We start from the raw sequence: 25,986 nt of genomic DNA, 5'->3' as shown, positions 1-25,986 counted from the left end.
AACTAGCAGCCCTTGCGCACCACGATGTGCAGCATCGTCGCGGGCGCCTCGTCAAAGCTCTTGATCTCGCTGGTGTCGGACGAGACTTGCGTCCACGCCCCTGACGCGGCGTAGGTCGCAGCGAGCCAGTCTGCCGCGGGATAATTGTAGTAGCGGCCGATGCTGTCGCGGCCATCGCCATGGCCGATCTTGTAGCTCGCGTAGAAAACGCCACCGGGTTTCAGCGCCCGATGGATGCGGCCGAGGATGCCGGCCAATTCGTCGCGCGGCACATGCAGCAGGCAGGCGCTGGCCCAGACGCCGTCATAGGCTTCGCGGTCCTCGAGCTCATCGAACAGCATCGCCTCGACGGGATGATTGATGCGGCGCGCCGCGACCTCGGCCATCTCGGGCGACCCGTCGGTCGCACGCAGCACAAAGCCTTCGGCGAGCATGACAGCGGCATGATTGCCGGCGCCGCAACCGAGTTCGAGGATCGCGCCGCCCGGCGGCAGCAGCTTCAGAAAGCCGATCAGCCGGGTGGACGGGGCTTTCGCCCACCCGGCATAGGCCTCGGCATTGCGCCGATAGAACTGCAGCGTGGCGTCGTCCACGATCCGCGTCGCCGTCAGCTGTCGGCCAGCCCGAGCATCAGCCGCATGTTCTGGACCGCGGCACCCGAGGCGCCCTTGCCCAGATTGTCGAGCCGCGCGACCAGCACCGCCTGGTGGTGCTTGTCGCTGGCGAAGACATAGAGCTCGAGCTGGTTGGTCTCGTTGAGTGCCTCCGGCTCGAGCCGCCCGCCCTTGGCGGCCTCGTTCTGCAGCGGCATCACGGAGACATATTTGCTGCCGGCGTACCATTTCGCCAGAACCGCCTGCAAATCGGCGCCGGTCGGTTTGCCCGGCAGTGCGTCGAGTTGCAGCGGCACCGAAACCAGCATGCCCTGCCGGTAGTTGCCGACCGACGGGATGAAGATCGGCCTTCGCGTCAGATGCGAGTAGAGCTGCATCTCCGGCACGTGCTTGTGCTCGAAGCCGAGGCCGTAGAGCTCGAAGGCCGGCGCCGAGCCGTCCTCGAAGCTGGCGATCATCGACTTGCCGCCGCCTGAATAACCGCTCACCGCGTTGACGGTGACGGGATAATCCGCCGGCAGCAGGCCGGCATCGACGATCGGCCGCAGCAGCGCGATCGCGCCGGTCGGATAGCAACCCGGATTGGAGACCTTGTTCGCGTTACGGATCTTGTCGGCCTGGTCGGGCGCGAGCTCGGGGAAACCGTAAGCCCAGTCGGGCGCAACGCGATAGGCTGTCGAGGCATCGAGCACTTTCGGCGCGGCATTGCCCATTGTGTCGATCAGCGCCACGGTCTCCTTGGCGGCCTCGTCAGGCAGGCAGAGGATCACGAGATCCACCTCCTCCATCAGCGCGCGCTTGGCGCCGGCGTCCTTCCGCTTGTCCTCGGCGATGTGCTTCACCGCGACGTCGCCGATCGAGAGCAGCCGCTCCTGGATGCCGAGGCCGGTCGTGCCGGACGCGCCATCGACGAACACGGTGGCCTTGGTCGCACCGCTCTTGGTCTTTGGATTGGTGTCGGTGAGAGTCATGGCACGCTCCTTTCGAGCTCGTTCGTTTGGTTTGCAAAGACATCCGGCCGCGCCTGCCGCATCAGATGCGCGATCTGTTGCGCGCCGGCATCCGCCTGCACGCCAAGGTGGGCTGCGACCGCCGCAAAGTCGGTCTCGGATTTGTGCTGGTTCAGCTTGAAGCTGCCCTCCACCTCTTCCACCGTCATCTCAAAGCCCACGATCGCCTTCTTCATGGCATCGAGCCGCGCGGCTGTCATCTTGCCTGACATCCACGGCTTCTTCGGCAGCAGCCGGTCCTCGAACTTCGCACTCAGCGCATCGACCTGAAGCGCAAGTTCCTCACCCGACAGGGTCCGCACCGGCCCCGTCAGATGCACGGCCTGATAGAGCCAGGTCGGCACCTGGTCGGGCGACACATACCAGTCCGCCGACACATAGGCATCCGCGCCGTTGACGGCCAGCAGCCAAGACCCCCCACTTGGCAACCCGCCCGCCAGCTTTACCAGCGGATTGTGACGGGCAACATGAAACAGCGCCTGCGGTGTCCCGTCAGCGGCATAGGTCAGATAGAACGGGAGCGCGGAGGCGATCGGCTTGGCGCCGTCCCACGCGCAGGCCATGCCGAAACCGCGCGCTTCCGCGAAGGCAAGGCTCGCGGCGCGGTCAGGCTTGAAGGGCGGTGGCGTATACATGATTGGTGCTCCTGCATGACGAAGGAGCCACCAGATCGAACCGCGTGTCTTTTTCAGGAGAGCGCCGCGGGATCAGGTCCGGCGGCAGAGGCGATGGTCTTAAACGCGAGCGACCGCCCATACCGCGAAAATGCGGCGGCGGCGGGCAATGATGATGGTCGCGGCGTTGATCATGTGCGCGGCTATAAGGCCGCGCCCGCTTGACGTCAAGGTTGCTTTTGTCATTCCGGGGCGCGCGTTGCGCGCGAACCTCAGATGCGCAATCGCGCATCGGGGAATCCGGAGGTTGCGGCGCGAGATTCCGGGTTCGATGCTTACGCATCGCCCCGGAATGACACCTTAAATCGCCGGATTCCACGGTGCCGGCACGACGCGATAGCCGCTGCCGTCCTTCACCACATTGCCGAGGCCCGGGAACGGATAGTGGAAGCCCTGCACCTGGAGCCGCTCGGCAACCACCATGTCGTAGATGCGCCGGCGGGTCTTCTCCGCCACGTCGCCGTCCTGGTCGAAGAACGCATGCCAGCCGGGGTTGGTCGCGAACAGGTTCGGATTGTTGGTGACGTCGGACTGGATGAAGACCTTGTCCGGGCCCGAGGCCAGCACGTAGGAGGTGTGGCCCGGCGTGTGGCCGACGGTCTCGACCGAGGTCAGGCCCGGCGCGATCTCCTTGCCCCACTCGTAGGGCGTGACCTTCTTCTTCAGGCCGGCTTCGAAGATATTGCGGTTGTTCTTGAACAGGCCCTGCATGCGGCCGGCCGGCGCCCGGCTCATCTCGCCATCGTCCATCCAGAACTTCCATTCGGTTGCCGGCACCAGCACCTCGGCATTGGGGAATGCCGGCGTGCCTTCGGCGGTCAAGAGGCCGTTCACGTGGTCGCCGTGGAAGTGCGAGATCACGACCATGTCGACACTCTTGGGATCGAAGCCGGCGGCGACGAAATTGTCGGCGAACAGGCCATTGGCGCCCTTCGTGCTGGCCTTCGCCAGCGCGCCATTGCCGGTGTCGATCACCACCAGCTTGCCGCCGGTGTTGAGCACCAGCGGTGCGAACCAGATCGTCATCATGTCCCGCGGCATGAACGCCTTCTCCAGCGCCGCGTTGACCTCGTCCCGCTTCGCATTGGGGATGAAGGAGTCTTCCAGCTTGAAGACGTTCTTGCCGTCGGACACCACGGTGACGAGGATGTCGCCGACCTTGTAGCGATAGAAGCTCGGCGCCTGCTTGTCGGCGACCGCCGCCACAGCGGCCGCAGGAACGGCTGATAGCAACGGTGCGGCGGCGATGCCGGCGGCGCCGGCGAGAGCATGACGTCGTGTCAATTCCATGTGCTGTCCTTCCCAGTAAGACTGCGCCCGATGAATTCGCGCCCGGTGGGCGCGGTTGTATCAGCGTTTCGATACTCGCGCGATGCCGACAGCGCGAGCGGTTACCCTCCCGCCTAACCCCTGCAGGTCGGCCTTATTCCGGAGCTTGCTACACCACCCGCCACACCCACTCGATGGCATGCGCGATGACGTCGCCGAACAGCAGCAGCGCTGCCGACCAGACCAGGGCGGAGACGAAATTGGCGATCTGGAATTGCCAGTACGACATCTCGAAAATGCCGGCCGCAAGCGGCACCGAGGCGCGCAGCGGACCGAAGAAGCGGCCGATGAAGATGCTGGGCACGCCCCAGCTCTTCACGAAGGCCTCGCCCCGCGGCAGGATCTCCGGGTAGCGCGACAGCGGCCACATCTGCGCGACCTGCTCCTTGTAGCGATAGCCGAACCAGTAGGAGACCCAGTCGCCGAGTGCAGCGCCGACGCCGCCCGCGATCCAGATCGGCCAGAAGCTGATCCCGCTGACGCCGATCAGGGCGCCGATCGCGACCAGCGCGCCCCAGGCCGGAACCAGCAATGAAATGAAGGCGAGCGATTCAGCGAACGCCAGCAGCATGACGATCGGAGCGGCCCAGGCCTGGTGGTGGCGCACAAATTCGGCCAGGGCCCGCGCAAGGTCTTCCATCTCGTCGTGTGCCTTCCCGCTCCGTTGAACCTCGAATGAATCTTTCTAGCAGCACGCAGCCTAAGAACAGGTAAGCCAGCCGATTGCGTGACATCAAGTCACAAAGGCGGGGATCGAGCGTGATTTCCCGTAAGGCCCTTGAGGCCCAGGCTGGCATCTCCCTCACAAGAAAAAGGAATTACTGGATGATTGGATCGCTGATGATGTGCGTGAGCGTTCTCGTCCTGCTGTTCGGAATGCTCGCGGGCATCGCCATGGGTATCCATCACGACTTCACGTTGGGACCGGCGCATGCGCATCTCAATCTGGTCGGCGGCGTACTGCTGTTCCTGTTCGGCCTCTACTACCGGCTGGTGCCGGAAGCGGGCAGCATGCTGCTCGCCAGAATCCAGGGCTGGCTGCATATCGTCGGCGGCGTCCTGTTCCCGGCCGGTGTGGCCGCCGTGCTGCTGAAGGGACCGTCGTTCGAGGCGGCGCCGATCGTCGGATCACTGCTGGTGGTCGCCGCCATGGCCCTGTTCACGGTCGTTGTATTCCGCACCTCGCGGGCGTAATCGCGGTCTCCTATCTATGAGGATGGCCGGGCTCCAGGGTGCGGCCGTCCCCATTTGCAGCCCATCCGTGGCATAGTCAGAGCAACCGATTCGCCGCGCCGTGACCGGTGCGCCACTTGAAGAACCATGGCCAAATCATTGAAGTCGAACGCCAAAAGTAAATCTGCCGACGATCTGTTCGGAGCCCCGGAACCGAAGGGACGCGCTCCGGCGAAGGCTGCTTCGCGATCCGCCGGAGGCGCCGAAGCCGGCTATACGGCGGCTGACATCGAGGTGCTGGAGGGGCTGGAACCGGTCCGCCGGCGCCCTGGCATGTATATCGGCGGCACCGACGAGAAGGCCCTGCACCACCTGTTCGCCGAGGTGATCGACAACTGCATGGATGAGGCGCTGGCGGGCCACGCCACCTTCATCGACGTGGAGCTGACCGCCGACGGCTTCCTGACCGTGACCGACAATGGCCGCGGCATTCCGGTAGACCCGCATCCGAAATTCCCGAAGAAGTCGGCGCTCGAAGTCATCATGTGCACGCTGCACTCGGGCGGCAAGTTCGACTCCAAGGTCTACGAGACCTCGGGCGGCCTGCACGGTGTCGGTGTCTCCGTGGTCAACGCCCTCTCCTCGCGGCTCGAGGTCGAGGTTGCGCGCAGCGGTCAGTTGCATCGCATGACCTTCGAGCGCGGCCATCCCAAGGGCAAGCTCGAAGACCTCGGCAAGGTCAACAACCGCCGCGGCACGCGCATCCGCTTCAAGCCGGACACCGACATTTTCGGCGCCAAGGCGGCTTTCAAGCCGCAGCGTCTGTTCAAGATGACGCGCTCGAAGGCCTATCTGTTCGGCGGCGTCGAGATTCGCTGGCACTGCGACCAGGAGCTCTTGAAGGGCGTCGAAGACGTCCCGGCGGAAGCCAAGTTCCACTTCCCCGGCGGCCTGAAGGACTATCTGGCCGCGGCGATCCACGCCGACACGCTGGTGCATCAGGATATCTTCTCCGGCAAATCCGGCCGCAGCGGCGCGCATGGCGCGTGCGAATGGGCCGTGGCCTGGACGGCCGATGCCGACGGCTTCCTGTCGTCCTACACCAACACGGTGCCGACGCCCGATGGCGGTACGCACGAATCGGGCTTGCGCAGCGCATTGTTGCGCGGCCTCAAGGACCACGCCGAACGCGCGGGCCAGGGCAAGCGTGCGGCCTCCATCACCTCGGAAGACGTGATGGTGGGCGCGGCCGTCATGCTCTCGGTGTTCGTGCGCGAGCCTGAATTCCAGGGCCAAACGAAGGACCGCCTCGCCACCGCCGAAGCGCAGCGCATCGTCGAACAGGCGATGAAGGATCCGTTCGACCATTGGTTGTCGGGCAATCCGAACCAGGCCAACCGGCTGCTCGATTTCGTGATCGATCGCGCCGAGGAGCGGCTGCGCCGCCGCCAGGAAAAGGAGACCGCGCGCAAGACCGCCGGCAAGAAGCTGCGCCTGCCCGGCAAGCTCGCCGATTGCTCCGACGCCGGTACCGAAGGCTCCGAGCTCTTCATCGTCGAAGGTGACTCGGCCGGCGGCAGCGCCAAGCAGGCGCGCGATCGCAAGACCCAGGCAATATTGCCGCTGCGCGGCAAGATTCTCAACGTCGCCTCTGCCGGCAAGGACAAGCTGACGGCTAACGCGCTACTCTCCGACCTCGTGCAGGCGATCGGCTGCGGCATGCTCGCGCATTACCGCGAAGAGGATCTGCGCTATCAGCGCATCATCATCATGACCGACGCCGACGTCGACGGCGCGCACATCGCTTCGCTGCTGATCACCTTCTTCTATCGGCAGATGCGGCCGTTGATCGACCAGGGGCACCTCTATCTGGCGGTGCCGCCGCTCTACAAGCTGACCCACGGCACCAAGTCGGTTTATGCCCGCGACGACGTGCACAAGGACCAATTGCTGAAGAGCGAGTTCAACGCCAACGCCAAGGTCGAGGTCAGCCGCTTCAAAGGCCTCGGTGAAATGAACCCGACGCAGCTCAAGGAAACCACGATGGATCCGGCCAAGCGCACGCTGCTGCGCGTGGTGCTGCTGGCCGACGATCGCGAGGGCACCGCCGACTCGGTCGAGCGGCTGATGGGCACCAAGGCCGAAGCCCGCTTCGCCTTCATTTCCGACAAGGCCGAATTCGCCAGCGACGACCTGCTCGACGTCTAGGCCCAACCGATTGATCTGAAACGAATTTCCGGCCGCCCCCAGATCGGGGCGGCCGTTGCCATTTTGCCCGTTCGGAGAGCCCCAGTGGCTTCGTTTTCGGCCGGATGTGTCTCACCAGCAACAGCATTTCCAACGGAACCACGTATAGTCCCAACATGAGTTTCGGGAATCGGTGCCAGCGCACTCCCCTGAGCGACCTGATCGAACGCTAGTCGAGGATTTGGATATGAAGAAGATTTTGCTCGCTCTGACCGCGGTTGCTGCGATGACGGCATCGGCGTCGGCTGCCGACCTGGCCGCCCGCCCCTACACCAAGGCTCCTGCCCCGGTTCCGGTCGCTCCGAGCTGGACCGGCTTCTACATCTTCGGCGGTGGCGGCGGCGGCGTCTGGGATGCCGACACGGGCGTCCAGTCGACCGTCACGGGTGCGCCGATCCTCGGCTTCAACCAGCGCCAGGGCGGCGACGGCTGGTACGGCACCGTCGGCGCCGGTTACGACTGGCAGACCGCCAACAGCTGGGTCATCGGCGTGTTCGCCGACGGTCAGTTCGGCAGCCTGAAGGGCACCATCCAGGATCAGGGTCCGTTCGTCGCCGGCAACATCAAGAACGACTACAGCTGGGCGGCTGGTGCGCGCCTCGGCTACCTGATCGCGCCGAACGTCCTGTCCTACGTCAACGCCGGTTACTCCAGCTCGCACTGGAAGGGCACCACGCTGTTCAACACCGCAAGCGCGCTTCCCTCCGGTCTGCACACCAACGACTTCGATCGCGGCGGCTGGTTCGTCGGCGGCGGCGTCGAGAACAACCTGAACATCTTCGGCATCACCGCGCCGGGCTGGTTCATGAAGACAGAGTATCGCGCCGCTTACTACGACAACAAGAACATCTCGGAGCTGGTCGACGGCACCAACATCTCGAACGGCCGCGACATCACCTTCAAGCCGCTTGTCCAGACCATCAGCACCTCGCTGGTCTACCGCTTCAACTGGACCGGTCCGGTTGTCGCCAAGTACTGAGCTGCGTACTGATCCCTGCTGAGATAGCAGAGCAAAAGCCCCGGCATTGTCCGGGGCTTTTTTGTTGCCCGAACGTCATGGAAATCGCCCCACGCGCAAGCCCGCCGGCGCAGGGCGGACCGGCTGTGGCCGATCTGGTCAGCGCCGTGACGATCGGGCACTCTCGCGCCCGGTTCAAACCTCAGCGGACAACAACAATGAAGAACGGACAGTTTGATCTCTCGGGCCGGGTCGCCATCGTCACCGGCGGCAATGGCGGCATCGGGCTTGGCATGGCGCGCGGCCTGGCGGACGCCGGCGCGGCGGTTGCCGTGGTCGGCCGCAACGAGGCGAAGTCAAAGGCCGCCGTCGAGGATCTCGGCAAGCGCGGCGCCAAGGCGATCGCGGTGGCAACCGACGTGACCGACAAGGCTGCCGTCGCGGCCATGGTCGAACGGGTCGTCCGCGAGCTCGGCCGGATCGACATTCTCGTCAACAACGCCGGCATGAGCATCCGCAAGCCTCCGCACGAGCTCGAGCTGGAGGAGTGGAGCAAGGTGATCGATACCAACCTCACCAGCGCGTTCATGTGCTCGAAGGCGGCCTATCCGGCGCTCAAGGCGTCGGGCCACGGCAAGATCATCAATATCGGCTCGATGATGTCGATCTTCGGTGCGAGCTTCGCCGCGGCCTATGCCGCGAGCAAGGGCGGCATCGTGCAGTACACCCGCGCCTGCGCCAACGCCTGGGCTCCCGACAACATCCAGGTCAACGCCATCCTGCCCGGCTGGATCGATACCGACCTGACCAAAGGCGCGCGCCAGCAGGTGGCCGGGCTGCACGAGCGCGTGCTTGCTCGCACGCCGGCGGCACGCTGGGGGGCGATCGACGACTTCGCAGGCATCGCCGTGTTCCTGGCGTCGCCCGCGTCGGACTTCGTCACCGGCACCGCGATCCCCGTCGACGGCGGCTATTCGGTGATGGCCTGAAAACACGAGCGCCCTGAAACACGAGAGCCCCGGCGCATCGCCGGGGCCCTCGCATCCTGTTCGCCTCAGAGTAGTTCAGTAGCGCGCGATGGCCGGCGCGTCGAACTTGTAGTTCACGCGCACCACCGCCCACTGAATGTCGCGCGGCTTGGCATCGAACGTATAGGTCCCTGCGGCGGTGCCGGCGAGCTGATAGGCCTGACGCTCGAAGGCCGCGTAATTGTATTCGACGCCGATGGTCCAGTTGCGGGTGATGCCGTATTCTCAGCCACCGCCGACGGTCCAGCCGCTGGCCCAATGAGTCTGGCTGCCGGAGCCGGTCGACGGCGGAAGGTTGTCGACGACGGACAGGCGGTTGTTCACGCCGGCATAGCCGCCCTTGATATAGAGCAAGTTGTTCTGGATCGCGTAGCCGGCACGACCGACGATCGTCGCCATGACATTCGAGCGCCAGCTGAACTGATCGTCGCGGCCGACGCCGAACACCGTGTTGGTGACGCGGCCGGAATTGTCGAGCCCGGAGATCGTGCCCTCGACACCGAACACGAAATTGTTGGCCTGCCAGTTGTAGCCGATCTGACCGCCGCCCATGAAACCCGAGCCGCGCTGACGGAAGCCCTGGCCCGGCGAGAGGTCGCCGAACGGCGAGGTGTTGGCGCTGTTGACCCACTGCTCGTTGGTCCAGGCACCGCCGAGGTGCCCGCCGATGTAGAAGCCGGCCCAGTTGTAGATCGTTTCCACATAGGCCGGTGCCTTGGTGTACGGACGGGCGGCAAGGTCGGCGGCCGATGCGGCGCTGACGCCGAGCGCCGTGGTTGCAGTCAGGACGGCAATGAATTTGGTACGAAACACAGCAGCCCCCCAGGTTGTCTGATGGGCACAGCTTTTCCAGAGAGACCCTTACCAAAAGAAAATCGCTGAAGGTGCCGGAGCGGAATTCACCCGCGTGCATTTCGAATCTTGTCTTCCTGTTGCGGTCGAGCAACTTTCATCAATCGAATTAAGCAGCTGTTATCCCTGATGAATTCCTTCCGGCCGCACGGCGCGCCGTTCAGCCCGCCGCCGGCGAATGCACGTGCTCCGGCCGCACCCCGACGGCGACCATACGTGCGGTGAGACCCTGCAGCCATGGCATTGCCGTGATCAACCGCAGCGCCAACGGCACCGGCTGATCGCCGGCCTTCAGCGCGGCGCTGATGATGTTGTTCTGCGCGATCACCTGCATGCGCTGTGTCACGCGCACCGGGAATTCGCGGCGCCGTCGCACCGCATCGAGCTCGTCTTCCGACGGTACGCCGTGAACGAGCTTCGCCGCCAGGATGTTGGCGGTCGCGACGGCATCCTGCACCGCGAGATTGACGCCGACGCCGCCGATCGGCGACATCGCATGCGCGGCGTCGCCGATGCAGAGCAGGCCGGGACGGGTCCAGCGCGTCAAGCGATTGATCGCGACCGTGAGCAGCTTGACGTCGTCAAAGCTCTTCACATCGGCAATGCCGGCCTTGAGGATCGGCGCCAGCCGCAGCACGTCGTCGAGCAGCGCCGGCAATCCCCTCGCCTTCACCGCCTCGTATTGGCCCTTGGCGATCACATAGGCGCATTGCCAGTAGTCGCCGCGATCGAACGTCACCATCATCTTGCCGTGCTCGACGCGGGCGAACAAATTCTCGGTCTCGTCCGGACGCCGCCCGACGCGAAACCACAACACATCCATCGGCGCGCCGATCTCCTCGACGTCGAGGCCTGCGCGCTCGCGCACGATCGAATGACGTCCGTCGCAGCCGATGGTCAGATCCGCCTCGATCTCGACCGGGCCGTCGGGTGTGTTCGCGTGCACGCCTGCGACAGCATCGCCGCGCCGGATCAGATCGGTCGCCTCGGCCTTCATCAGCACCTTCAGCGAGGGGAAGCGCTTGCCGCTCTCGCGCAGGTAATTGAGGAAGTCCCACTGTGGCATCATCGCGATGAAGGGGTATTTGACGCTGAGGCGGCGGAGGTCGGCGATCCGCACCGAGGTGCCGCCGAACATGCCGTCGAGCGTCCGGATGTCCTGATGCGGCAGCTTCAGGAAGCCGTCGATCAGGCCGAGTTCGTCCATCACCTGCAGGGTCGACGGATGCACGGTATCGCCGCGGAAGTCGCGGAAGAAGTCGGCGTGCTTCTCCAGCACCACGACATCGACCCCGGCGCGTCCGAGCAGATAGCCAAGCATCATGCCGGCCGGCCCGCCACCGACCACGCAGCAGCGCGCCCTGATCTGACGCGTGTTCGGCCCTGCCGGATAGCCTGCATCCATGATGCCGTCCTCACCGCTGCCTCGCCCCTCAGAACCAGATTGTAACGCGGATCGATCGGGCAACAAGGATGCAAGGCTATCGCCTGAAGGTCTTGATTTCCGACACGCTGCCGTCGCGATAGGTCAGCTCGACCGAGACCGCCCTGGTCTGCGGCGCGAGCTTCAGATAGGGCTGCGCGTCAGACGGGATCGCGCTGGGATCGCGCGAATTGCAGGATGGCATCTTCAGGACCTTGTCCGGCACCGCAGTGTCGATGCCGATGCGCACCTCGCGGATCGCGCAGCGATACGACATCAGGTGCGTATAGTAGACCAGCAGCCCGTTGAACTCGCGGAATGACAGCCAGCTGGTCGCGGTCATGTCGAGGATCTTGCGCTGGTCGCGGATCAGCGCGGCGTCGGGATCGAACTTGATCGGGAACGGCCCCTGCATCATGCCTTGCGTATCGACATAGCGAATCTCGATCGTGGCGGCCGGCGCATCGGCCGGCAGCTCGACCGACGGATTGGGCATCCGCTTGCGCGTGCGCGGATCGAGCGTGTCGATGAAGCCGGTTTCGCGGAAATCGCCGCTGTCGCCGATCCGCCAGGAAATCCCGAGCGTCGGATCGGCGATAGAGAACACCACGGTCCAGCCGCCATTGTGCCGCGAGAAGCTCGCGATCGGCGCGTTGATCGAATCCTCCTTCGGCAGCTTCGGCACCGCGACCGGCGGCAGCGCGGCCACCTGCTGCGGCGGCGCGGACGGCTTGACCGCCTCGGCCTGCCCCTTTGCGATCCCGTTCAGGAAGACATCGTCGACCATCTGGTCGAAATAGACCGGGATCTGCTTGTGCTTCACGGTCTCGGCCATCTCGCTGACCAGGCGCCGCGTGCGCTGCGCGACCTGCACGAGATTCTCGCCGGGCTGCAGCAGCTCCTTGGCGAAGGTCCGCGTGAACACCGAATTGGGATTGGCATCGTCGTTCGAAAGGCGGTCGAGCGCGGTCTGGCGCGGCCCCGCCGAAAACACCGAGAACACGCCCTCCGGCAGCTGCGTCATCGGCGCGAGGCCACCGCCGCCGGCGACCGCGCGCGTGCCGGCGCGCTCGAACGGATTGTTGCGGCAGGCGTCGAACACCAGGATCGAGGTCCGCGCCTTCTTGTTCTGCAAGCGCTCGACGATGCGGTCGGCGAGAACAGAGGCGTCGCGCACCAATTCCTCCTGGCCTTCGGTCGCGGCCGGGACGTCGGTCGGCAGCAGGAAATTCTGGCCGGCGATCTCGAAGCCGTGGCCGGCATAGAAGAAGAACGCTGTATCGCCGGGTTCCACGGCGCGGTCGAACGCGAGCAGCGTCTCGGAGAACGCCTGCCGATTGAGGTTCTCGGCCACCATAACGCTGAAGCCGAGCTGCTTCAGCGTGTCGCCCATGGTGCGGGCGTCGTTGACCGCCTTCTGCAGCCTGGGCACGTTCCTGTAGTCATTGTTGCCGATCACCAGCGCGACGCGCTTTTCGGCCTGGGCCGGTGCGGCCGATACGACAAATGCAACCGCCCAAAGGATCGCCGAAAGTCTCGAAAGCCAGCTCTTCATCCCGTTTTCCCGCCTGCACGACAAACGCGCCGCCCGTGCGACCGCCGCCTAATAGTCGGACCAGCCGTTTGGCCGGTTCAAGGCCGGCCGCGGACGGCCATTCCGGCCGGCCACGCCAGGCCGAAATGAGGGGTCCGATTTGTCTTAGGTCAAGTTTCTTTTTACGGCCCGCGTGATAGATTCGAACCTCCATCCGGCTCGAGCTCTCCGCACGTCGCAACGGCTTTTCCGTGCACACATGGTCTACTGATCAAGTCGATCCCAAGGATCGCTTCGACTATTGGCGCGAGGTTCGCGCCAAGGGGCTGTTCGGCGTCACTGCCGAGCTGGAAGCCGACCGGCGCCGCGACTTCTTCGGCGAGTTCTCGCTGCGCAAGCTCGGCGATGCCGGGCTGGTCGAGCTACGGGCCTCGCCGTACCGTGTCGAGCGGCGCACGGGCGACATCGCCGACGCGGCCAGCAACAGCCTGTGCATCTACCAGCAGCTTGGCGGCGGCGGCTGGTTCGGCGGCGCGCGGCTCGATGAATTTTCCGTTCGCGACGGCATGTTCGCGACCAGCTATTCGGACCTGCCCTATCGCACTGTCCCCCTGCACGATGACGGCTTCCACCTGCGCATCATCAAGGTCCCGGTGGCGAACATCGTCCCGTCGGGCGCCGAGCTCGGCGAACTGGTCCCCAGGCCCTTGCAGGATGAGACCGCGCTGCGGGCTCTGCTGGAATCATGCTTCCGCGACCTCATCGAAAGCAACGATGCCGCGACGGCGGGCACGGCTCCGACGGTGCAGGCCCTGGCCCATATAGCGCTGATCGAGCGCGGCATCATGCGGCCGAAGAGCCGGCTCGCGCAGCAGGCCTTGCGAACCGCCCATTTGTCGCTGGCCCGGCGCCTGATCCGGCGCCATCTGGCGCGTGCAGCGCTGTCGCCAACCCTGATTGCCGGCCTGCTCGGCATCTCGGTCCGTCATCTGCACATCCTGTTCGAGGAGACCGAGATGAGCTTCTCGGAGACCGTCACCGCGCTCCGGCTCGAACAAAGCCGCCGCCTGCTCCGCGAGCAGCCCAGGCAGACGATCGCCGAGGTCGCCTTTGCCTGCGGCTTCGAGAGCCTTGCGACGTTCTACCGCCTCTTCAATGCATCCGAATCCATGACGCCGGGCGACTATCGCGCACAAACGGCCTGAGCGCCCGTCCGGACCGGCCGGGACACCGCGCTCGCAATTTGCCGTAGCTCGGCCGCGCGCCCTTCACCTCCCTGAACTTCACACCGCCGCGCGATCCGACGTTCGTTGAACCGAAGTGATCAGCCTGCGCGCATTGAGAAGATATTTTCCGGCCGTTTCGCCAGAACCACTGCGGCGCTTCGTCCGGGTTCGGCACCGCAAATTTCCTTACCGGCGACGCGCGCTCTCATGCAGAGGCGAGGGATCAGTCACGATGCGCGGTAAGCACGGGGATCACAGCCAGGAAACGCTAGCTAGAGGCGCGACGCGCATTTGTCTCGATGCCGCGGACCTGCGGGCGGATCAAATCCCGGCATCTAAGCCAGCCCGTCAGGGCTCAGCGGCGACCAGCAATCACGGCTGGGCGCCGCTGCTCGAAGCTTGCCTCGCCGACTTCAAGGAGGCGACGGAGGCCGGTGATAACGCTTGCATTCCTGCGCTGGTTAAGATCGTGGCGGACCTTGCGCTGATCGAGCGCAGTGTGATCAGGCCGGGCAGCCGCCGGGCGCAACAGGCGCTGCGCGTCGGCCGGCTCAGCCTCGCGCGCCGCCTGATCACGCGCCATCTTGCCAGGCCAAGCCTGTCGCCAGGGATGGTCGCCGGCATGCTCGGCGTCTCGGTCCGCTACCTGCACGTCTTGTTCGAAGCGACCGGGACGAGCTTTTCGCAGACCGTCACCGCCCGGCGCCTGAGCGAGAGCCGAAGGCTGCTTCGCGAGAAGCCGCCGCGGCCGATCGCCGACATCGCCCTCACCTGCGGGTTCGGCAGCCTCGCCACTTTCTACCGGATATTCGGCGCTTCCGAAGGCCTGACGCCCGGCGGATTCAGGATGAAAAACAGCGCGGAAGCCCCCGCTGTGGCCTCGCCGTCCGGGGCGGGAGTCGTGATTCATTTGACCGCCAAATGACGAAAAAGACGCGTATTTCAGTCAAAACGTTAAGCTTTTTCGGCTATCCGGCCGGTTCCAAGATTGACTTTACCGGTTTCGCCCCTATGTTGCGAGGCAACGCGGCCCTCGGATCGAAACGCGATTCGTCAGGTTTGCCGTCCGTCAGCGTTAGTCAGAGCCCCCGAGCTTTATAGAAAAGCGAGCCGTTTCGGGGCCGAACGCGACAGCCTTTTACCTTCGATTCCGAACGGCGGTTTCGACCAGAGGCTCAATGTCTTTTTCCAATCTAGGCCTGTCCGATAAGGTCCTCGCCGCTGTTGCGGCTACCGGTTACACCAACCCCACTCCCATCCAGGAACAGGCAATCCCGCACGTTCTCGCCCGGCGCGACGTCCTCGGCATTGCCCAGACCGGCACCGGCAAGACCGCTGCCTTCGTTCTCCCAATGCTCACGATCCTCGAGAAGGGCCGCGCCCGGGCACGGATGCCGCGCACCCTGATCCTCGAGCCGACCCGCGAACTCGCCGCGCAGGTGAAGGAGAACTTCGACAAATACGGCGCCGGCCAGAAGCTCAACGTCGCCCTGCTGATCGGCGGCGTCTCGTTCGGCGACCAGGACTCCAAGCTGATGCGTGGCGTCGATGTCCTGATCGCAACGCCCGGCCGCCTGCTCGACCACACCGAACGCGGCGGCCTGCTGCTCACCGGCGTCGAGCTGCTGGTGATCGACGAAGCCGACCGCATGCTCGACATGGGCTTCATTCCCGACATCGAGCGCATTTGCAAGCTCGTCCCGTTCACGCGGCAGACCCTGTTCTTCACCGCGACGATGCCGCCGGAAATCAGCCGCATCACCGAGACCTTCCTGCACAACCCGGCCCGGATCGAGGTCTCCAAGCCCGCGACGACCGCGGTGACCGTGACCCAATCCCAGGTGCCCGCCGGCCGCGAGCCGCACGAGAAGCGCGAGATCCTCCGCCGCCTGCTACGCGACGCCAAGGACCTCAACAACGCGATTATCTTCTGCAATCGCAAGCGCGAAGTCGCCGTCCTTCACAAGTCACTGCAGAAGCACGGCTTCAGCGTCGGCGCCCTGCATGGCGACATGGACCAGAGCGCCCGCATGGCCGCGCTTGATCAATTCCGCAAGGGCGAGCTGCCCCTGCTGGTGGCCTCCGACGTCGCCGCCCGCGGTCTCGATATTCCCGCCGTCAGCCACGTCTTCAACTTCGATGTGCCGCATCACCCCGACGACTACGTCCATCGCATCGGCCGCACCGGCCGCGCCGGTCGGACCGGTACCGCGATCTCCATCGTCACGCCGCTCGACAGCAAGTCGATGGCCGCGATCGAGAAGCTGATCGGCCAGCAGATTCCGCGCACCGAGGGCGACTACACCGTTCACAGCGAAGCCTCTGACGAGGACGCCGCGCCGCGCCGCTCGCGTGGCCGCGAAGGTTCGCGCGATGGTGCCCGCGGCGGCCGCAAGCCGCGCCGTGAGCGTGAAGCGCGCCACGGTGAGCGCGAGCCGCGCGAAGCGCGTCACGAGCGGGAGCCCCGCGAGGAGCGCGCAGCGAAGCCGGAGCGTGAACCGCGCCACGGCCGTAATTCGGCTCCGCAGGCCGCTCCGTCGCACGTGCCGTCGATCGGGCGTGCCGAGCCACGGCGACCGCAGCGCGAGGTGGACCACGAGCCCGCCGATCATTCGCACCTGCCCGCCTTCCTGCTGCGACCTGTGCGCGCACGCGCATAAGGCCTGCTCCGATGCCGCCGCGCCAGCGGCGGTAGTCCAGCCAACCTCTGTTGCCACCCGCGACCGGCGCACGCGCTGATCCCCGGCGTTTGAAGCAAATGCGCGCAGTTTGCGCATCGCAATCGCGAGCAAACGAAAAGCGCCCGAAGGTGGCGCTCAAGGCGGACAAAGATCGGGCGCGCCGCATGGTCGTTGCAGCGGACTTCCCCGAAGTTCCACTGTTTACCTTGCCTTCACTCTCGTCCCGTACCCTCGCCCCAATAGTTTAGTCATTGCTGCCGGGTTTAATCGGCATTGCGTGCATTGAGGACGTGACAGTGGTCAAGCTGCTGGACGAACACGAACGTACGTTGGCCTTTGCCGAAGTCGCACTTGGCCAGATCCGCTCGCTTCGCCAGACCGCAGTCCCCCGCAACTACGAAATCTGGTATGTCTACGCGACCGGATACAACGCGCCGCTCAACAAGGTCATCAACGAGACGCTGGCACGCAGCGGCAAGCTCTCTGAATCCGATCTCGAACAGATATACGAAACCTACCTTTCGCACATCAAGACCTCCGACCGCATCGACAAGGTCGGCGCGCGCGTCATCGGCGAGATCGACGCCGTCATGAAGCTGATCACCGACGCGCTCGGCGTGTCCGCGACCTATGACGCCAGCCTCGTCGGTGCCAGCGATAAGCTTGCGAGCGCGACCACCCGCGATCACATCAAGGCAATCGTCGATAGCCTGGCAAAATCGACGCGCGAGATGCGCGAGACCAATCAGGCATTAGAGAGCCGGCTCGCGCTGTCGAAGTCGGAGATCAGCGAGCTGCAACACAGCCTCGAGGCGATCCGTGCCGAGAGCCTGACCGATCCGCTCACCGGCCTCGGCAACCGGAAATATTTCGACCGCTCGATCGACATGGCGGTGCAGGCCGCGCTCGCCAGCGGCGAGCCGCTGTCGCTCCTGATGTTCGACATCGACCACTTCAAATCGTTCAACGACTCCTACGGCCATCTCACCGGCGACCAGGTGCTGCGGCTGGTGGCACAGTCGCTGAAGCAGAACATCAAGGGCCAGGACATCACCGCTCGTTATGGCGGCGAGGAATTCGCCGTGGTGCTTCCCAACACGGCGCTGCGGCAGGCGCTGACGGTCGCCGACCACATCCGCCGCGCCGTGATGGCCAAGGAGCTGAAGAAGAAGTCAACCGGCGAGATCCTCGGCCGTGTCACGATCTCGGTCGGCGTCTCCATGCTGAAGCCGACTGACGACACGGACTCGCTGATCGAGCGCGCCGACGCCTGCCTCTATGCCGCCAAGCGCGCCGGCCGCAACCGTGTGATCTGCGAGGCCGATCCGGAATACAGCACCGAGATCCAGACCCGCGTGGCGTGATCTGGTCGCTCAACTGCCTCCATCGTCATTTGCGAGCAAAGCGAAGCAATCCACCTAACCGCATATGCGGACCCATGGATTGCTTCGTCGCTATCGCTCCTCGCAATGATGTGGACGGAGGTGGCTGTCTTAGGATGAGGACTTTTTCTTCGTAGCGCGCCTACTCGTCGTCTTGGCCGCTTTCTTTGCCGCTCTTTTGGTCGCCGCTTTCTTGCCTGCAGTCTTCTTCGCAGGCGCCTTCGGCTTTCGCGCAGCCGCTCGTTTCCTCGGCCGCTTGCGCAGCGCGGCGCGCTGGGCGGCGCCGAGCGCCGACCGTGCCCAGACCGCGAGTTCTTCCGAATCGTCGAACAGCCGTGCCGGCAGCTGCCAGTAGGAGTTCACCGTGACGGTCTTCGACCGTGTCTGATATTGGAACGGCCCGCAGCCTTCCGCCTCGAATTGCGGAATGGTCTGATCGTCGGCGCGGAAATAAAGCCCAGCCCGCAGGGCCAGCGCGAAATTGGTGCCGTCAGCCGAGATACCGTAGCCGGAGAACATCCGGCGCAGCGTGACCGGGCCGAAATCGGCGAACAGGTCGGTGAGGAATTCGCGGTCCATGTGCCCACCGTCGTCCCGGCCGAGTGCGCAATTGCGCATGGGGGGCCGGGACCTATACGCCGCAGCCTCTCGATAAGGCAGTATGGGCGACGATCGGATCAACAATCAATGCTGGTGGTTTGGGTCCCGGCCCCCGTGCGCAATTGCGCACCCGGCCCGGACGACGCTGTCAGACCGTGGCCGGCTTGAGCTGCACCGATTCGCCGCAACCACAGGCGGAGACCTGGTTCGGGTTGTTGAACACGAACTGGGCCTGCATCTTGTCGGCCACATAGTCCATCTCGGTTCCAAGCAGGAACAGCACGGCCTTCGGATCGACCAGGATCTTCACGCCCTTGTCTTCGACCACTTCATCGGTCGGACGGATCTCGTGGGCGTATTCGACGGTATAGGACTGTCCGGCGCAGCCGCCATTCTTGATGCCGACGCGCAGCCCGACGATCTCGGAGTCGGCGCGCTTGGTCAGCTCGGTGATCCGCTCCGCGGCGGCATCGGTCAGTTTCATGACCTGCGGGCGCGGCCGCTTCGGTTTGGCTGGGGTCGGTGAAGCTTGCGTCATGTCACTCATGTGGTCAGTCCCAGCGGCAAATCAATTGCCGGTCTTCTTGAGCCTAAGTCCAATCCGTAAAGGTTCTGACTTGATCAGAACCTTTACCTCTTGTTCTGACGCGTTTTCTTCACGCGAACCGGCAACCACTTCGCTCGAAAACGCGGTGACGCATCACCACATATTGAGGACGAGGCGTGCCTCGTCCGACATCCGGTCCGGCGTCCACGCCGGATCCCACACCAGATTGACGTTGACGACGCCGACGCCTGGAACGCTGGCGACCGCGTTCTCCACCATCTGCGGCAGCTCACCGGCGGCCGGGCAGTTCGGCGTGGTCAACGTCATCAAGATGTCGACCGAGCGATCATCCTTGAGATCGACCTTGTAGATCAGGCCGAGTTCGTAGATGTCGGCCGGGATTTCGGGATCGAACACCGTCTTCAGCGCCGCGACGATCTCGCCGCTCATGCGCTCGGTCTCCTCCGCCGGCAGCGCCGAGGTGGTTTCCATGGTGGCCGTCTTGACTTCGGCTGTATCGGTCATGCGAACAATTCCCGCGCCTTGATCAGCGCCTGCGCCAGATGGTCGACTTCTTCCCTTGTATTATACATCCCGAAGGATGCACGGCAGGTGGCCGTCACGTTGAACCGCTCTAAAAGCGGCATCACGCAATGCGTGCCGGCGCGCACCGCAATACCCTGGCGGTCGATCACGGTCGCGACGTCATGGGGATGCGCGCCCTTCATCTCGAAGGAGATCACCGGTCCCTTGTTGCGGGCGGTTCCGATCACGCGCAACGAGTTGATCTCGCGCAGACGCTCCTGCGCATAGGTGAGAAGCTCATGCTCATGCGCGGCGATGCGCTCCTTGCCGATCGAATTGACGTAGTCGATCGCAGCCCCCAGCCCGATGGCCTCGACGATCGGCGGCGTCCCGGCCTCGAACTTGTGCGGCGGATCGCCGTAGGTGACCCAGTCCTTGGCCACCTCACGGATCATCTCGCCGCCGCCGTTGAACGGCCGCATCGCCACCAGATGCTCGTGCTTGGCGTAGAGCGCGCCGATGCCGGTCGGTCCGTACACCTTGTGGCCGGTAAAGGCGTAGAAATCGCAATCGAGGTCCTGGACGTCGATCGGCAGGTGCACCGCGCCTTGCGCGCCGTCGACCAGCACCGGGATGCCGCGGGCGTGCGCCAGCCGGATCACGTCCTTGACCGGAACCAGCGTGCCGAGCGCGTTCGACATCTGGGTGATCGCGACGATCCTGGTACGCGGGGTCAGGAGCTTCTCGAACTCCTCGATCAGGAAATTGCCCTCGTCGTCGACCGGCGCCCACTTGATCACGGCACCATGGCGCTCCCGGAGGAAATGCCACGGCACGATGTTGGAGTGGTGCTCCATGATCGAGAGGACGATCTCGTCGCCCTCCTTGATGTTCACTCCGCCCCAGGACGACGCCACCAGGTTGATCGCCTCGGTGACGTTGCGGGTGAAGACGATCTCTTCATTGCGGCGGGCGTTGATGAACTGCGCGACCTTGCCGCGGGCGCCTTCATAGGCCTCCGTCGCGGCATTGGCGAGGTAATGCAGGCCGCGATGCACGTTGGCGTATTCGCTCTTGTAGGCCTCGGTCATGCGGTCGAGCACCGCATTCGGCTTCTGCGCCGAGGCCGCGTTGTCGAGATAGACCAGCGGCTTGCCGTAGATCTGCATGGCGAGCGCCGGGAAATCCTGTCGCACCAGCGCGACGTCGTAACTGCCGTTGGCGACCGCCTTGTGCATGCTCACGCCCTCGCCTGAAGCCAGCGCTGCGCGGCGGCAATTGCGACCTCGCGCAACTCGTCGCTGGCGATGGTCTCGATCGCCTCGCCGACGAAGGCCTGGATCAGGAGCGCCTGCGCTTCCTTCTCGGGCAGTCCGCGGGCGCGCATGTAGAACAGCAGACTCTCGTCGAGCGCGCCGGTGGTCGCACCGTGACCGCAGGTGACGTCGTCGGCGAAGATCTCGAGTTCGGGCTTGTTGTCGGCCTCCGCGTCGTCGGACAGCAGCAGCGCACGGGTCATCATCTTGGCGTCGGTCTTCTGCGCGTCGGGGCGGACAATGATGCGGCCCTGGAACACCGAATGGGCGCGGTCGTCGACGACGGCACGGAAGACCTCGCGGCTCGCGCAGTGCGGCACCGCGTGATCTATGAACAGCGTGGTGTCGGCGTGCTGCTTGCCGTTGATCAGATTGACGCCGTTGGTCTCGACCGTCGAGCCCTCGCCGGCGCAGGTCACCGTCAGCTGGTAACGGCTGACGTGCCCACCCGAGGTCAGGCCGAAGGTGTTGAAATGGGCATGCGCGCCGAGCGACACCGTCGCCGAGGAAATGTTGAAGGCATCGACGCTGTCTTCGACCAGGCGCACGTGATCGAGCCGTGAATTGTCACCGATCGCAACAACCAGTCCGTCATGGGTCTGGTAGGCCTTGGCGCCGTCGGCAGCGAGATAGCTCTCCACCAGCGTAACGCCGACATCGCGGCCGAGCCGGAGCAGCGACCGCGTGAACGTCGAGGCCGGCGCAGTGCCGGATGCGACATGCACGATGTGCAGCGGCTGGCTCAGCACCGTGCCGTTGGCGACGTCGATGACGACCCCGTCGGTCGCCATCGCGCCATTCAGCGCGATCATGGGGTTGGCGACATCGGACGCGAGAGCCTGTGTCGCGACGATCTCGTCGCCGGCTTCCAGAGCAAGGCGCAGCGGATTGATCGAGAGCCCTTTCTCCAGATCCTGCCAATCGGAGAGATCAGGCGCGAATGCGCCGTCGACCAGCACCAGGCGCCGGACGCCTTCGATCGCGCGGGCCTGTACGACAGCCTTGGCGCGGCTCAGCGCGGCATCATCCGGGGACGCCGCGAGCGGCAGCACTTCGCGCATCAGCGCGCGCAGGTCGGTGTATTTCCAGTCCTCGATCCGGCGATGCGGCAGGCCTGATCGTTCATAAGCCTCGAAGGCCTGGCGCCGCTGATCGGCGATCTTGCCCTCGCCCGGCAGACGGTCGCGCACCACGGCGAATGCATCGCCCAGCGCACGCCCGGTCTCGGTCTTTGCAACAACGTTCATCACAAAACCCGTGTTTGTCAGGCAGCGTCTTCGAACTGCGCGTAACCGGACTCTTCCAGCTCCAGCGCCAGTTCCTTGCCGCCGCTCTTCACCACCCGGCCCTTCGACATCACGTGCACAAAGTCCGGCACGATGTAGTTGAGCAGCCGCTGATAGTGGGTGATCACGACCATCGCGCGCTCCGGCGAGCGCAGCGCGTTGACGCCGTCGGCCGCGATCCGCAGCGCGTCAATGTCGAGGCCGGAATCCATTTCGTCGAGGATGCAGACGGCCGGCTCGAACAGCGCCATCTGCAGAATCTCGTTGCGCTTCTTCTCGCCGCCGGAGAAGCCGACATTGACGCCGCGCTTCAGCATGTCCTGCGGAATGTTCAGCGACTTGGCGACCTCGCGGACCTTCTTGAGGAAGGCCGGCGACGAGATCTCGTCCTCGCCGCGCGCCTTGCGCTGGGCGTTGAGCGCCGCGTGCAGGAAATTCCAGGTGGTGACGCCGGGAATCTCGACCGGATACTGGAACGCCAGGAACACGCCCTTGGCGGCGCGCTCGTTGGGCTCCATCTCCAGGAGGTCCTCGCCCCTGAACAGGATCTGCCCGCCGGTGACCTCATAGCCGGGCTTGCCGGCGATGACGTGGGAGAGCGTCGACTTGCCGGAGCCGTTCGGCCCCATGATCGCGTGCACCTCGCCCGGGTTGACCGTGAGCGACAGCCCGTGGAGGATCTCACGCTCCTCGACACGAACCTGCAGATCTTTCACTTCAAGCAGAGACATCTGATTTTTCCTGAGCATCACCCCGAGGCGCGTCGGCCGCGCCGTTAGCGGGATGGATTAGCCAACCGAACCTTCAAGGCTGATCGAGATCAGCTTCTGCGCTTCCACCGCGAACTCCATCGGCAGTTGCTGCAGCACGTCCTTCACGAAGCCATTGACGACGAGGCCGACGGCTTCTTCCTGCGAGAGCCCGCGCTGGATGCAGTAGAACAGCACGTCCTCGGAAATCTTCGACGTCGTCGCTTCATGCTCGAACGTCGCCGAGGAATTCTTGGCCTCGACATAGGGCACGGTGTGCGCACCGCACTTGTCGCCGATCAGAAGCGAGTCGCAGGCGGTGTAGTTGCGCGCGCCGGTGGCCTTGCGATGCGCGCTGACGAGACCGCGATAGGTGTTCTGCGACTTGCCGGCGGCGATGCCCTTGGAGATGATCCGGCTCGACGTGTTCTTGCCGAGATGGATCATCTTGGTGCCGCTATCGACCTGCTGGAAACCATTCGAGATCGCGATCGAGTAGAACTCGCCGCTCGAATTGTCGCCGCGCAGGATGCAGCTCGGATACTTCCAGGTGATCGCCGAACCGGTCTCGACCTGGGTCCAGGAGATCTTCGAATTGCGACCACGGCAGTCGCCACGCTTGGTGACGAAATTGTAGATGCCGCCCTTGCCTTCCGAATTGCCCGGGTACCAGTTCTGCACCGTCGAATACTTGATCTCGGCATCGTCGAGCGTGACGAGCTCGACCACGGCGGCGTGCAGCTGGTTCTCGTCGCGCTGCGGCGCGGTGCAGCCCTCGAGATAGGAGACGTAGGAGCCCTTGTCGGCGATGATCAGCGTCCGCTCGAACTGGCCGGTGTTGCGCTCGTTGATGCGGAAATAGGTCGACAACTCCATCGGGCAGCGCACGCCCGGCGGCACGTAGACGAACGAGCCGTCGGAGAACACCGCCGAATTCAGCGTCGCAAAGTAATTGTCCGAGGTCGGCACCACGGTGCCGAGATATTTCTGCACCAGCTCGGGATGCTCGCGGATCGCCTCTGAGATCGGCATGAAGATCACGCCAGCCGCCTTCAGCTCCTTCTGGAAGGTGGTCGCGACCGAAACCGAGTCGAACACGGCGTCGACCGCGATCTTGCGGTTCGGCGTCTGCTCACCACCGGGCGGCGGCTCGACGCCCTCGAGGATCGCGACCTCGCGCAAGGGGATGCCGAGCTTCTCGTAGGTCTTGAGGATTTCCGGATCGATCTCGTCGATCGAGGACAGCGTCTTCTTCGGCTTCGGCGCCGCGTAGTAGTAGATGTCCTGGTAGTCGATCTTCGGATAGTCGACGCGCGCCCAGGTCGGCTCGGTCATGGTCAGCCAGCGGCGATACGCCTCCAGACGCCATTCCAGCATCCAGGCCGGTTCGTTCTTCTTTGCGGAGATGAAGCGGACGGTGTCTTCCGACAGCCCCTTCGGGGCCTTGTCGGACTCGATCAGCGTCTCAAACCCATATCGATACTGGTCGACGTCGATGCGCCGGACGCGCTCGACCGTCTCTTGTACAGCAGGCATTCAATCCTCCGCTCGCGGTTTCAAGGACCGCGGTGGATCTCAAGTTCCGAAAATCTCTTACGATGCTTTGGCGACGAAATCCGCTTAGAACAGTTCAAGCTGTGTTTCGTCGCTCCCCCTTAACTAAGGTATCGGCAAGCTTTCGCCAAGCCTTGAGGGTCAAATCCACGTCTGTCTCCGTGGTAGACCAGCCAAGACTGAGCCGCACCGCTCCCTGGGACACCTCTGAACGGTACCCCATTGCCTCCAGCACGTGGGATGGCTGGACCTTGCCCGACGAACAGGCGGAACCGGACGAGACCGCGATTCCCCCAAGGTCGAACCCGATGACCGCCGTCTCGGCCTTCATGCCCGGTGCCGTGAACAAAACGGTATTTGGCAACCGCTTGACGTCATCGGAGAACACCAGCACGTCCGGCGTCTGCCGCAGCCCGTGCTCGAGCCGGTCGCGCAGTCCCCTGACGCGGGCCGCGTCGGCTTTCAGCGCCGTCATCGCCGCCTTGGCGGCCGCACCGAACCCGGCGATGCCGGCGATATTCTCGGTGCCTGCCCGCCGCCCGAGCTCCTGCCCGCCGCCGCGCAGAAACGCCTCCACACCCTCGACGCCCTCGGCGAGCACCAGCGCGCCTGCGCCCTTCGGTCCGCCGATCTTGTGCGCCGACAGCGTCATTAGGTCGGCCTGCGTCGAGGCCAGATCGAACGGGATCTTGCCGAACGCCTGGATCGCATCGACATGCAGCAGCCCGCCAGCCGCATGGACGATTTCCGCGACATCAGCCACCGGCTGAATGGCACCGGTCTCGTTGTTCGCCAGCATCACCGAGACCAGAGCCAGCGGACCATCGGCCAGCAGTGCGCGCAGATGGTTGAGATCGATCACACCGGCACGCGTGACGTGGATTGCGGAGGTCGCCTCCGTCGCAAACCGACCGCCCGCGAGCACGGACGCGTGCTCGATCGCCGACACCAGGAGCCGCTGCACCGGCGCGCCCGCGGCGCGGCGCAATCCCGGCGTCAGTGCGAGCGCATTGGCTTCGGTCCCACCGGAGAGAAACACCACGTCCTGCGGCCGGCCGCCGACCGCCTTCGCCACGGCATTGCGGGCATCCTCAAGCAGCCGTCGCGCCCGCCGTCCCTCGCTGTGCACCGAGGACGGGTTGCCGATCAATTCCCACGCCGCAGCCATCGCCGCCTTCGCCTCCTGGCGAAGCGGCGTGGTGGCATTCCAGTCGAGATAGACGCGATCGGCCATGGAGCTATCCGCGGCAACCACCGTGGTTGCGGCCTTCACTGCGA

23 protein-coding genes and 1 pseudogene are annotated in these 25,986 nt (G+C 64.7%); 8 read left to right on the top strand and 16 right to left on the bottom strand.

What is annotated here, in order from left to right:
* Window positions 1-2 precede the first annotated feature (2 nt).
* The 5 genes from QA639_RS20730 to QA639_RS20710 form a co-directional block, all read right to left on the bottom strand.
* Window positions 3-593, bottom strand: coding sequence for a class I SAM-dependent methyltransferase (locus QA639_RS20730; RefSeq protein ID WP_028332194.1), 591 nt, complete (start codon window positions 591-593; stop codon window positions 3-5).
* Window positions 594-607: 14 nt separating this feature from the next.
* On the bottom strand, window positions 608-1,585 hold the full coding sequence (gene argC, locus QA639_RS20725; protein WP_028332195.1) for an N-acetyl-gamma-glutamyl-phosphate reductase: 978 nt from the start codon (window positions 1,583-1,585) through the stop codon (window positions 608-610).
* A complete protein-coding gene (locus QA639_RS20720; protein ID WP_283087199.1) occupies window positions 1,582-2,259 on the bottom strand; it encodes an FMN-binding negative transcriptional regulator in 678 nt (225 codons plus the stop codon). The genes argC and QA639_RS20720 overlap by 4 nt, the downstream gene beginning before the upstream one ends.
* Before the next feature lie 339 nt (window positions 2,260-2,598).
* Complete coding sequence (locus tag QA639_RS20715) at window positions 2,599-3,588, bottom strand: MBL fold metallo-hydrolase (RefSeq protein WP_028332198.1); 990 nt, start codon at window positions 3,586-3,588, stop codon at window positions 2,599-2,601.
* 148 nt (window positions 3,589-3,736) lie between these two features.
* Complete coding sequence (locus tag QA639_RS20710; RefSeq protein ID WP_028332199.1) at window positions 3,737-4,267, bottom strand: DedA family protein; 531 nt, start codon at window positions 4,265-4,267, stop codon at window positions 3,737-3,739.
* Between the two features lie 203 nt (window positions 4,268-4,470).
* On the opposite strand from QA639_RS20710, the gene QA639_RS20705 reads away from it, so the two are divergent.
* The 4 genes from QA639_RS20705 to QA639_RS20690 all read left to right on the top strand — a co-directional run bounded on the left by QA639_RS20705 (window position 4,471) and on the right by QA639_RS20690 (window position 8,994).
* Window positions 4,471-4,821 (top strand): hypothetical protein, encoded by a 351-nt coding sequence (locus QA639_RS20705; RefSeq protein WP_283090607.1) that lies wholly within the window; start codon window positions 4,471-4,473, stop codon window positions 4,819-4,821.
* Window positions 4,822-4,947: 126 nt separating this feature from the next.
* Window positions 4,948-7,008, top strand: a complete 2,061-nt coding sequence (gene parE, locus QA639_RS20700; protein ID WP_028332201.1) for a DNA topoisomerase IV subunit B — start codon at window positions 4,948-4,950, stop codon at window positions 7,006-7,008.
* A 226-nt stretch (window positions 7,009-7,234) separates the two neighbouring features.
* Window positions 7,235-8,026 (top strand): outer membrane protein, encoded by a 792-nt coding sequence (locus QA639_RS20695; protein ID WP_028332202.1) that lies wholly within the window; start codon window positions 7,235-7,237, stop codon window positions 8,024-8,026.
* A gap of 197 nt (window positions 8,027-8,223) precedes the next feature.
* On the top strand, window positions 8,224-8,994 hold the full coding sequence (locus QA639_RS20690; protein WP_016842941.1) for an SDR family NAD(P)-dependent oxidoreductase: 771 nt from the start codon (window positions 8,224-8,226) through the stop codon (window positions 8,992-8,994).
* 75 nt (window positions 8,995-9,069) lie between these two features.
* Here the strand turns inward: QA639_RS20690 and QA639_RS20685 are convergent.
* The 3 genes and pseudogenes from QA639_RS20685 to QA639_RS20675 form a co-directional block, all read right to left on the bottom strand.
* Window positions 9,070-9,846: pseudogene (locus QA639_RS20685) on the bottom strand (outer membrane protein).
* A gap of 199 nt (window positions 9,847-10,045) precedes the next feature.
* Window positions 10,046-11,290 (bottom strand): FAD-dependent oxidoreductase, encoded by a 1,245-nt coding sequence (locus tag QA639_RS20680; RefSeq protein ID WP_283087197.1) that lies wholly within the window; start codon window positions 11,288-11,290, stop codon window positions 10,046-10,048.
* Between the two features lie 76 nt (window positions 11,291-11,366).
* Entirely contained in the window at window positions 11,367-12,863 is a 1,497-nt protein-coding gene (locus QA639_RS20675) for a caspase family protein (RefSeq protein WP_283087196.1), read from the bottom strand.
* A gap of 230 nt (window positions 12,864-13,093) precedes the next feature.
* On the opposite strand from QA639_RS20675, the gene QA639_RS20670 reads away from it, so the two are divergent.
* The 4 genes from QA639_RS20670 to QA639_RS20655 all read left to right on the top strand — a co-directional run bounded on the left by QA639_RS20670 (window position 13,094) and on the right by QA639_RS20655 (window position 18,113).
* On the top strand, window positions 13,094-14,047 hold the full coding sequence (locus QA639_RS20670) for a helix-turn-helix transcriptional regulator (RefSeq protein ID WP_283087195.1): 954 nt from the start codon (window positions 13,094-13,096) through the stop codon (window positions 14,045-14,047).
* Window positions 14,048-14,300: 253 nt separating this feature from the next.
* Window positions 14,301-14,993 carry a helix-turn-helix transcriptional regulator gene (locus QA639_RS20665; RefSeq protein WP_283087194.1) on the top strand — a complete coding sequence of 231 codons (693 nt, stop codon included), beginning with the start codon at window positions 14,301-14,303 and terminating at the stop codon, window positions 14,991-14,993.
* A gap of 253 nt (window positions 14,994-15,246) precedes the next feature.
* Window positions 15,247-16,728 carry a DEAD/DEAH box helicase gene (locus QA639_RS20660; protein ID WP_283087193.1) on the top strand — a complete coding sequence of 494 codons (1,482 nt, stop codon included), beginning with the start codon at window positions 15,247-15,249 and terminating at the stop codon, window positions 16,726-16,728.
* Window positions 16,729-17,045: 317 nt separating this feature from the next.
* Window positions 17,046-18,113 carry a GGDEF domain-containing protein gene (locus QA639_RS20655; RefSeq protein WP_050384274.1) on the top strand — a complete coding sequence of 356 codons (1,068 nt, stop codon included), beginning with the start codon at window positions 17,046-17,048 and terminating at the stop codon, window positions 18,111-18,113.
* A 129-nt stretch (window positions 18,114-18,242) separates the two neighbouring features.
* Here the strand turns inward: QA639_RS20655 and QA639_RS20650 are convergent, their stop codons facing one another.
* The 8 genes from QA639_RS20650 to QA639_RS20615 form a co-directional block, all read right to left on the bottom strand.
* Window positions 18,243-18,710, bottom strand: a complete 468-nt coding sequence (locus tag QA639_RS20650) for a TfoX/Sxy family protein (protein ID WP_283087192.1) — start codon at window positions 18,708-18,710, stop codon at window positions 18,243-18,245.
* A gap of 169 nt (window positions 18,711-18,879) precedes the next feature.
* Window positions 18,880-19,269 carry a HesB/IscA family protein gene (locus tag QA639_RS20645; protein WP_050384272.1) on the bottom strand — a complete coding sequence of 130 codons (390 nt, stop codon included), beginning with the start codon at window positions 19,267-19,269 and terminating at the stop codon, window positions 18,880-18,882.
* 162 nt (window positions 19,270-19,431) lie between these two features.
* Window positions 19,432-19,803, bottom strand: coding sequence for an SUF system Fe-S cluster assembly protein (locus QA639_RS20640; RefSeq protein WP_028342143.1), 372 nt, complete (start codon window positions 19,801-19,803; stop codon window positions 19,432-19,434).
* Complete coding sequence (locus tag QA639_RS20635) at window positions 19,800-21,047, bottom strand: cysteine desulfurase (protein ID WP_028332211.1); 1,248 nt, start codon at window positions 21,045-21,047, stop codon at window positions 19,800-19,802. The genes QA639_RS20640 and QA639_RS20635 overlap by 4 nt, the downstream gene beginning before the upstream one ends.
* A complete protein-coding gene (gene sufD / locus QA639_RS20630) occupies window positions 21,044-22,366 on the bottom strand; it encodes a Fe-S cluster assembly protein SufD (protein WP_157344969.1) in 1,323 nt (440 codons plus the stop codon). The genes QA639_RS20635 and sufD overlap by 4 nt, the downstream gene beginning before the upstream one ends.
* Window positions 22,367-22,383: 17 nt before the next feature.
* Window positions 22,384-23,136 (bottom strand): Fe-S cluster assembly ATPase SufC, encoded by a 753-nt coding sequence (gene sufC / locus QA639_RS20625; RefSeq protein ID WP_028332213.1) that lies wholly within the window; start codon window positions 23,134-23,136, stop codon window positions 22,384-22,386.
* 57 nt (window positions 23,137-23,193) lie between these two features.
* A complete protein-coding gene (sufB, locus tag QA639_RS20620) occupies window positions 23,194-24,690 on the bottom strand; it encodes a Fe-S cluster assembly protein SufB (protein ID WP_038380064.1) in 1,497 nt (498 codons plus the stop codon).
* 94 nt (window positions 24,691-24,784) lie between these two features.
* Complete coding sequence (locus tag QA639_RS20615; RefSeq protein ID WP_283090606.1) at window positions 24,785-25,942, bottom strand: cysteine desulfurase family protein; 1,158 nt, start codon at window positions 25,940-25,942, stop codon at window positions 24,785-24,787.
* Window positions 25,943-25,986 lie beyond the last annotated feature (44 nt).

Origin of the sequence: Bradyrhizobium pachyrhizi (assembly GCF_029714545.1) — a bacterium.
GTDB lineage: Bacteria > Pseudomonadota > Alphaproteobacteria > Rhizobiales > Xanthobacteraceae > Bradyrhizobium > Bradyrhizobium pachyrhizi.
The sequence above is the reverse complement of the archived record's forward strand: the minus strand, read 5'-3'. Positions and strand labels throughout refer to the sequence as shown.